Source organism: Hydrogenophaga sp. 70-12, from assembly GCF_001897365.1.
Lineage (GTDB): Bacteria > Pseudomonadota > Gammaproteobacteria > Burkholderiales > Burkholderiaceae_C > Hydrogenophaga > Hydrogenophaga borbori.
The window spans coordinates 1-4,714 of sequence record NZ_MKSS01000427.1 but is presented as its reverse complement, the minus strand read 5'-3'; the positions used below and the strand labels follow the sequence as shown (position 1 = coordinate 4,714).

Sequence of the window (4,714 nt, the reverse complement as noted above, 5' to 3'; positions counted from 1 at the left end):
CCCGCCTGATCGCGCTCGGGCGGCTGCAGCGGCTCGCGCTGGAGCCCCTTGAGGCGCCAGCCCAGCGCCGCCTCCTCGCGGCCGCCGCCGACGGGCCCATCGCCGATGCCTCAATCGACCGCATCGTCGCGCTGGCCGAGGGCAACCCCTTCGTGGCCCTGGAACTGCTGCACTGCGCCCAGCCCGCGCCGGCGCGCCTGCCCGCCAGTGTGGCCGAGGCCATCACGCAGCGCCTGTGCGACGTGCCCGACGCTTCGCTGGACCTCATGAGCCGGCTGGCGCTGGCCGGCGACAGCATCGATGCGGCCACGGCGGTCGCCCTCGCCCCCGCGGGCGAGGCGCAGGCCTTCGCGGTGCTGGACCTCGCTCTGGCGCGGGGTACCCTGGTGGTGGACGACACGCGCTACCGCTTCCGCCATGAACTCGTGCGACAGGCCTTGGTGGACCGCATCGCGCCGCATCGCCGCCTCAAACTGCACCGTGAGATCGCCCAGCGCCTGACCGGGCTGGACCTGCCGCCCGCGCTGGTGGCGCGCCACTGGCTCGCCGGGGGCAGCTTGCGCGAAGCCCAGCCCTGGTTGCTCAAGGCCGCGCAGGCCGCCCTGCGGCTGGCCGCCTTCGGCGACGCGCTGCGCCACCTGGAGCCCGTGCTGGCGCACGACAGCCAGCACGCCCTGGCGCTGCGGCTGCGCGCCGAGGCGCTCGACGCCTTGGGCGATCCGCGGGCGGTGGCTGCATTTCGGGCGGCCGCCGAAGCCGATGGCGGTCCATTGGCCGATGACCTGCGCGCCAAGGCCGCGCTGGCGCAGATCAAACAAGGCGACCCCAAGGGCGGGGTGCAGGCACTGCAAGGGCTGTCGCCCAGCACCGACGAAGGCCGGCTGTGCGAGGCCCTGGCCTACAGTGGCGCTGCCGCGCTGGGGGCGATCGACCCGACCATCGGCAGCGCGAAGTCGGCCGAGGCGAGGCGGCTGGCGCTGGCCTCGGGCGACACCGCCGCCCTGGTCATCGCGTCTTGGGCGCATGCGGCGGCGGCCCATGCGCGCGGCGAACTGGCACAGGCCGTGCGGTTGAACCTGCGCGACACGGCGCAGTTGCCGCACCTGGCGGTGCGGGTGTTCGACGGCCAACTCTGCATGGTGCAGCGCTTTCTCTATGGCGCGCGCCCCTATCCAGAGGTGATCGCCTTCGCGCAGGCACTGGCCGACGAGGCGCGCCACCTGGGCTCGGCGCGCGGCGAAGCGTTTGGCATCACCATCCGGGGCGAGGCCGAATTGCTGTCGGGCGACATCGACGCTGCCGAGCACCACCTGACGCGCGGGCGCGACATGCACCGCGACCTGGGAGCGGCCACCGGCGAATCCTTCGCCTTGCAGCGCCTGGCCGAGGCGGCCATGCACCGGGGGCGCCTGGACCAGGCCCAGGAACGCTTGTCGCTCGCGCTGGACCTGGCGCGCCAGACCGACGTCGGCTTTCACCTGCTCGACCGCATCTACGGCACACGCATCGCCTTGGCCGATCTCGAGGGCGACGCCAGCTGGGCGTTGGAGGACGCGGTCGAGTCTGTGCGTGGACCGCTGGAGACCTGCCCTGGCTGTCGCATCACCTTCGCCGTGCCGGCGGCCATCGCCGCCGCCCGCACGGGCGAACTGGCGCAGGCCGAGCGGTTCGAGGCGCAGAGCGCCTACCTGGCGCAGGTGGTCATGCGCTTGCCGGCCTGGCACGCCGCGCACGCCGAGGTGCAAGGCCATATGGCCTTGGCGCGCGGCCAGGCGCCCGACCTCGCGCGCGCGCGTTTCGCGGCGGCGGCCGCGGGTTTTCGCGACGCGGGCCATGCCCTGGACGCGACCCGCTGCGCCGACAAGCTCGCCGCGCTGCGGCGCTGAGCGCTCAGGGCAGCAGCACCGTGCAGCCCGTCGTCGCGCGGGCTTCCAGGCTCTCGTGGGCCTTCTTCACATCGGTCAGCGCGAAGCGCTGGTCGATGCGGATCTTCACCTGGCCGCTCGCCACCACCTCGAACAGCTCGTCGGCCATCTGCTGCGTGCGCTCGCGGTTGTTGATGTGCGTGAACAAGGTCTGGCGCGTCACGTAGATCGAGCCCTTGGCCGCCAGGATGCCGGGCGCGAACGGCGGCACCGGCCCCGAGGCGTTGCCGAAGCTCACCATCAGGCCGAAGGGCCGCAGGCAGTCCAGCGACTTGTCCCAGGTGTCCTTGCCGACCGAGTCGTACACCACCTTCACGCCCTGCCCGCCGGTGATGGCCTTCACCCGCGCGGCGAAGTCCTCGGTGCGGTAGTTGATCGCGTGCTCGGCGCCGTGCGCCAGCGCCAGCTGGCACTTCTCGGCCGAGCCCGCGGTGGCGATCAGGCGCAGGCCCAGGGCCTTGGCCCACTGGCAGGCGATCAGGCCCACGCCACCGGCCGCGGCGTGGAACAGCACGAAGTCGCCCGCTTCCAGGCCCTCCACCGGCTTGCAGCGGCGCAGCAGGTACTGCGCCGTCAGGCCCTTGAGCATCATGGCCGCGCCGGTTTCGAAGTCAATGGCATCGGGCAGCTTGCACACGTTCATCGCCGGCATCACGCGCGCGTCGCTGTAGCTGCCGGGCGGGTTGGCCGCGTAGGCCGCGCGGTCGCCCACCTTCAGGTGCGTCACACCCTCGCCCACGGCCTCCACCACGCCCGCGCCCTCCATGCCCAGCGACAGCGGCAGGGGGAAGGGGTACAGGCCCGTGCGCTGGTACACGTCGATGAAGTTCAGGCCGATCGCGTGGTGGCGGATGCGGATCTCGCCCGGGCCGGGCTCGCCCACCGCCACGGTGTCGATCACGAGTTGCTCGGGGCCGCCGGTGGCGTGGATGCGGACGGCGCGGCTGCTGGTGCTCATGGGGGTCTCCTCGTTGGGGGTTCGGTCGGGGGCGATGCTGCCACGAATCCCCTCGGCCTCCGCGCCGGCGCGCGGGCGGCCCCGCGCCAGGGCAGGTCTTCGTCCGCTTGCTACAGTCGCGCCCCATGTCCGCTGCATCCAACGGCCGGTTGACGCCGTCCACCGTCGCCCTGCTCGTTCTGCCGCCGCTGTTCTGGGCCGGCAACGCGGTGGTGGGGCGGCTGATGAACCAGACCGTTCCGCCGAGCACGCTCAACTTCATGCGCTGGGCGCTGGCGCTGTTGGTGCTGCTGCCCCTGGCCGCCTGGGTGCTGCGCCCGGGCAGCAGCCTGTGGCCGAACTGGCGGCGCTTCGCGCTGCTCGGCGCGCTGGGCGTGGGCAGCTACAACGCGCTGCAGTACCTCGCGCTGCGCACGTCCACGCCGCTGAACGTGACCCTGGTGGCCGCCAGCATGCCGGTGTGGATGCTGCTCGTGGGGCGGGTGCTCTATGGGGTGCCGGTGTCGCGCCGCGCGGCCGCCGGTGCCGCGCTCTCGCTCTGCGGCGTGGCCGTGGTGCTGTCGGGCGGCAGCCTGGCCCGCTTGCTGGCCGTGCAGCTCGTGCCGGGCGACGGCTGGATCCTGCTGGCCGCGCTGGTCTGGTCCTGGTACAGCTGGCTGCTGGTGCGCCCGCCCGAGGGCGGCGACCCGCCCGACATCAAAGGCGACTGGGCCGCCTTCCTGATGGCCCAGGTGGCCCTGGGCCTGGTCTGGTCGGGCGGCCTGGCGGCGCTCGAATGGGTCTACCTGCCGGCGGCCGATCTGCACATCCGCTGGGGCTGGCCGCTGGTGGCCGCCCTGGCCTACTTCGCCCTGTTCCCCTCGGTGCTGGCCTACCGCTGCTGGGGCGCGGGCGTGGCGCGCGTGGGGCCCGCCATGGCGAGCTTCTTCACCAACCTCACGCCGCTGTTCGCGGCCGTGCTGTCGGCCGCGATGCTGGGCGAGCCACCGCGCTGGCACCACGTACTGGGCTTCGCGCTGATCGTGGGCGGCATCCTGGTGTCGACACCGCGCGCGAAGCGCTGAGCCCGGCGGCGCTCAGAACGTGCCCGGGTAGGCGCCGCCGTCGGCCAGCACGTTCTGGCCCGTGATGTAGCCGGCTTGCGCGCTGCACAGGAAGGCGCAGATCGCCCCGAATTCGGCCGGCTCGCCGAAGCGCTTGGCGGGCACGGCCTGGCGGCGGCCATCGGCGATGGCCTCGTAGCTCTTGCCCTGCTTGTGCGCCAGGCCGCCGAGTGTGGTGCGCAGGCGGTCGGTCTCGAAGGCGCCGGGCAGCAGGTTGTTGATGGTCACGCCGCGCGCGGCGATCTCGCTGCGCGCCAGGCCGGCGACGAAGCCCGTGAGCCCGCTGCGCGCGCCGTTGGACAGGCCCAGCACCTGCAGCGGCGCCTTCACCGCGCCCGAGGTGATGTTGACGATGCGCCCGAAGCCCCGTTCGGCCATGCCGTCCACCGTGGCCTTGATGAGTTCGATCGGTGCGAGCATGTTGGCGTCCAGCGCGGCGATCCAGATGTCGCGGTCCCACTGGCGGAAGTCGCCGGGCGGCGGGCCGCCGGCGTTGGTGACCACGATGTCGAAGGCCTTGCCGGGGCCGCCGGCCACGCCGAAGGCCGCCGCGCGGCCCTCGGGGGTCGTGATGTCGGCCGCCACGGGCAAGGCCGCCACGCCCGGGTGCGCGGCGCGGATGGCCTGGGCTGCGGCCTGCAGCGCCTCGGCGCCGCGCGCCACCATCACCAGGTTCACGCCCTCGGCGGCCAGCGCCTGCGCGCAGCCCAGCCCCAGGCCCTTGCTCG

At 73.4% G+C, this 4,714-nt stretch carries 4 protein-coding genes (1 of these 4 cut by a window edge); 2 read left to right on the top strand and 2 right to left on the bottom strand.

The window, feature by feature from the left end:
- A protein-coding gene (locus BGO22_RS22355; protein WP_502686494.1) for an AAA family ATPase crosses the window boundary here: on the top strand, window positions 1–1,886 show its 3' portion. The gene continues 1,366 nt to the left of window position 1, outside the view; the window shows 1,886 of its 3,252 coding nt (coding positions 1,367–3,252); its start codon lies beyond the left edge, outside the window; its stop codon occupies window positions 1,884–1,886.
- Between the two features lie 4 nt (window positions 1,887–1,890).
- On the opposite strand, the gene BGO22_RS22350 is transcribed toward BGO22_RS22355, so the two are convergent.
- Window positions 1,891–2,883: a quinone oxidoreductase family protein gene (locus BGO22_RS22350; RefSeq protein WP_070400625.1), complete on the bottom strand. Its 993-nt coding sequence runs from the start codon at window positions 2,881–2,883 to the stop codon at window positions 1,891–1,893.
- Between the two features lie 125 nt (window positions 2,884–3,008).
- On the opposite strand from BGO22_RS22350, the gene BGO22_RS22345 reads away from it, so the two are divergent.
- The gene (locus tag BGO22_RS22345; RefSeq protein ID WP_070400626.1) at window positions 3,009–3,947 is read left to right on the top strand and encodes a DMT family transporter; all 939 of its coding nucleotides are present in this window, start codon (window positions 3,009–3,011) and stop codon (window positions 3,945–3,947) included.
- Window positions 3,948–3,959: 12 nt separating this feature from the next.
- Here BGO22_RS22345 and BGO22_RS22340 read toward each other — a convergent pair.
- Window positions 3,960–4,714, bottom strand: a 755-nt coding sequence (locus BGO22_RS22340; RefSeq protein ID WP_286852447.1) for an SDR family oxidoreductase, incomplete at its 5' end; no start/stop codon positions are given.